The organism is Alcanivorax sp. HI0083, assembly GCF_001635175.1.
The window spans coordinates 1-2833 of sequence record NZ_LWFX01001323.1 but is presented as its reverse complement, the minus strand read 5'-3'; the positions used below and the strand labels follow the sequence as shown (position 1 = coordinate 2833).

Below are 2833 nucleotides of genomic sequence, written 5' to 3'. Positions count from 1 at the left end.
TGCACGGCGATGTGCGCGACACCGACACCCTGTTCTACTTCACCACCTGCGGCTGGATGATGTGGAACTGGCTTATCTGCGGCCTGCACACCGGCGCCACTCTGGTGCTCTATGACGGCAACCCGGCCTACCCGGATACCGGCCGGTTGTTTGACCTGATTGATGCGGAAGGCATTACCCACTTCGGCACCAGTGCCAAGTTTGTTCAGGCGGTGGAAAAATCCGGCTTGCGCCCGAAAGACAGCCACGACCTGGGCACCCTGCGCACCCTTTTCTCCACCGGCTCGCCACTACTGCACAAAAGCTATGACTACCTGTACCAGCAGGTGAAACCGTCATTACTGGTCAGCTCCATTTCCGGCGGCACCGACATTATTTCCTGTTTCGCACTGGGCAGCCCCATGCTGCCGGTGTATCGCGGCGAGCTGCAATGCCTCGGCCTGGGCATGGATGTGGCCGTATTCGATGACAACGGCCAGCCCCTGGCCGACAGCAAAGGCGAGCTGGTGTGCCGCAGCCCCTTTCCGTCCTGCCCGGTAAGCTTCTGGAATGATCCGGACGGCCAGCGCTTTCACGCTGCCTACTTTGCCCGTTTCCCGGGCGTCTGGGCCCATGGCGATTACGCCCAGCTGGTGCCCCATGACAGCCATCAGGGGCTGATTATCCATGGCCGCTCCGATGCGGTACTCAACCCCGGAGGTGTGCGCATCGGCACCGCAGAGATCTATCGCCAGGTGGAAACCCTGCCAGAAATCCGCGAAGCCATTGTGGTCGGCCAGCAATTCGACGGTGATGTGCGCGTGGTGCTGTTTGTGGTGCCCGCAGACGGCGTAGACCTGAATGACGAACTCCAGGCTCGCATCCGTAAAGCCATTCGCCAGGGCGCCACGCCACGCCACGTGCCCGCCGTCATTCTGTCGGTACCCGAAATCCCGCGCACGGTCAGCGGTAAAATCGTGGAGCTGGCGGTGCGAGAAGTCATCCATGGCCGGCCTGTCACCAACCGTAACGCCCTGGCCAACCCGCAGGCCCTGGCCCATTTTGCCCAGCGCATTGAGCTTGAAGACTGACCCTCCGGTCGCCGGGTCATTGACGGCCCGGCGCAAAGGCGCATCATGGACCCTGTACCGACAGCCATGACAGACCATAATGATAAAAAATACCGTCACCCGGGCGCTGGCTACACTCCTGCTGCTTTGCGCCTCATCGGCCCTCTGGGCACAGATCATTACCCTCACCGGCGCCGACTTCAAACCCCTGATCGGCAAACATATCGGTCTGTACTCCTTTTTCGCTGTAAAAGAAGGTCGCCTTGTGCCGGTTCCCCACCAGTGGGTCCAATGGTCCAGGGAGGGCTACCCCTACTTTGAGAAAGATGACAGCACGCATCTGATTGGTGATCCGCGCCGCATCGATACAGAAGACCGGCTGTTGTTGCGTTTCGAAGACGGTGGCCCGGCATTAAGCGGTAATGTTTCAGAAAACGTCGCCGCAGAACTGCTGGTCTCCCATAACGACAAGGAACACCATTTTTACCTGGTCAAGAACGCCTATCTGCAAAGCACAGAGCGCTATGTGCAGTTCGACCCGGAAAGCATGACCATCAAAAGCACCGACTTTGCCTTGAGCATGACAGATCAGAATCTGTTCAAGTGGAGCGATTTTTATTTTCGCGGTTTCGAAGGGGAAAACGGCGAGCGCCAAAGTATTCTTGATACGCTCAAATTGCGCCTCAGCGCTGGTGTATTCGGAGAAAACAATCGCGTCACCCTGAACAACAACAACCTGGATCCAAAAGTAGAACAGATTATCAGCGGCCCACTGGCAGCCATGGTCTATGCCACTACCTCCGTCAAGGTGGCACGGGTGCCGGTGCTGCGCATTCACAACTATTTTCTGGTGATGCCGCAACAGGTCGATATCCATAGCCGTTTCACCCTGCCCGGCATTGCCGACACTGTGCTGGCACGCCCTGCTCTGGATATTTCGCTGGATGGCAACGGCCTCTACGACAGCAAACTGGTTACCAGCTGGACCGGCAACCACGTGGGCATTACCGATGGAGTGCTGTCGGACTCGGAAAAAGCCATGCTCGCCATGCCACTGGAAGGCAACAACTGGATCTGGTTTGGCACTGGCCGGGGCTTCGACATGCTGGCCCAGCTGGCCTTCGTGAAGGGCTTTGATACCCCCGCCCGGCTGCTCTATCAGGACGATGCCAGCCAGGTGAACGAACCCGAAAGGTTTGCCGGGCAATTACCCAATGTGGGCTTTTCACTGACTGACATTCCGTTTGGTAAGGAATTTTATTTCATCACCCGAATGTATTATAGCCGTGATAGCAATGGCCTTCCGCCGGGTGTCTATGCAAAAAAACTGCTCTCGGAACCAAAATCTAGATTGTTAATGAAGTAAATAAAAAAAGCCTCTGATACCAGAGGCTTTTTCTTTCAGTGATGGCTTAACCGGTGGTAGACCTCGTCCTTCAGCCGTATGCGGTCCTGCTTTAGCCGTTCCATCTCAGGATCCGAAATCGGGCTCTCGCGCATCTCCAGCCCCCGTATCTTTTTGTCCAGTTTATCGTGCTCCAGAATCAACGCCTTGAACGAGGGGTCGGCGTTAGCAAGCTCGTCTATCTTCTGGTGAACATCGGGAAATTCGTGATGAATGCTGTGATTTTCGCCCAACATGAAAGTCGCTCCTTAAATGGAAATGGCAAGCCAGCCCAATACGACCGGCCCTGTTTATGCGACAAGCAGAAACGGTTCACCGTTCCCCTTAACGCTCAAATCACCACATTTTCTGATTAGATTCAATCGCCCGTGGCCGTAAG

General features: G+C 56.2%; 3 protein-coding genes. 2 read left to right on the top strand and 1 reads right to left on the bottom strand.

The window, feature by feature from the left end:
- Both A3754_RS19735 and A3754_RS19730 read left to right on the top strand, forming a co-directional pair.
- On the top strand, positions 1 to 1070 hold a 1070-nt coding region (locus tag A3754_RS19735; RefSeq protein ID WP_156497105.1), incomplete at its 5' end, for an AMP-binding protein.
- A gap of 79 nt (positions 1071 to 1149) precedes the next feature.
- Positions 1150 to 2415, top strand: coding sequence for a hypothetical protein (locus A3754_RS19730; RefSeq protein WP_063521056.1), 1266 nt, complete (start codon positions 1150 to 1152; stop codon positions 2413 to 2415).
- Positions 2416 to 2450: 35 nt separating this feature from the next.
- On the opposite strand, the gene A3754_RS19725 is transcribed toward A3754_RS19730, so the two are convergent.
- On the bottom strand, positions 2451 to 2690 hold the full coding sequence (locus A3754_RS19725) for a YdcH family protein (protein ID WP_063521055.1): 240 nt from the start codon (positions 2688 to 2690) through the stop codon (positions 2451 to 2453).
- Positions 2691 to 2833: the final 143 nt, after the last annotated feature.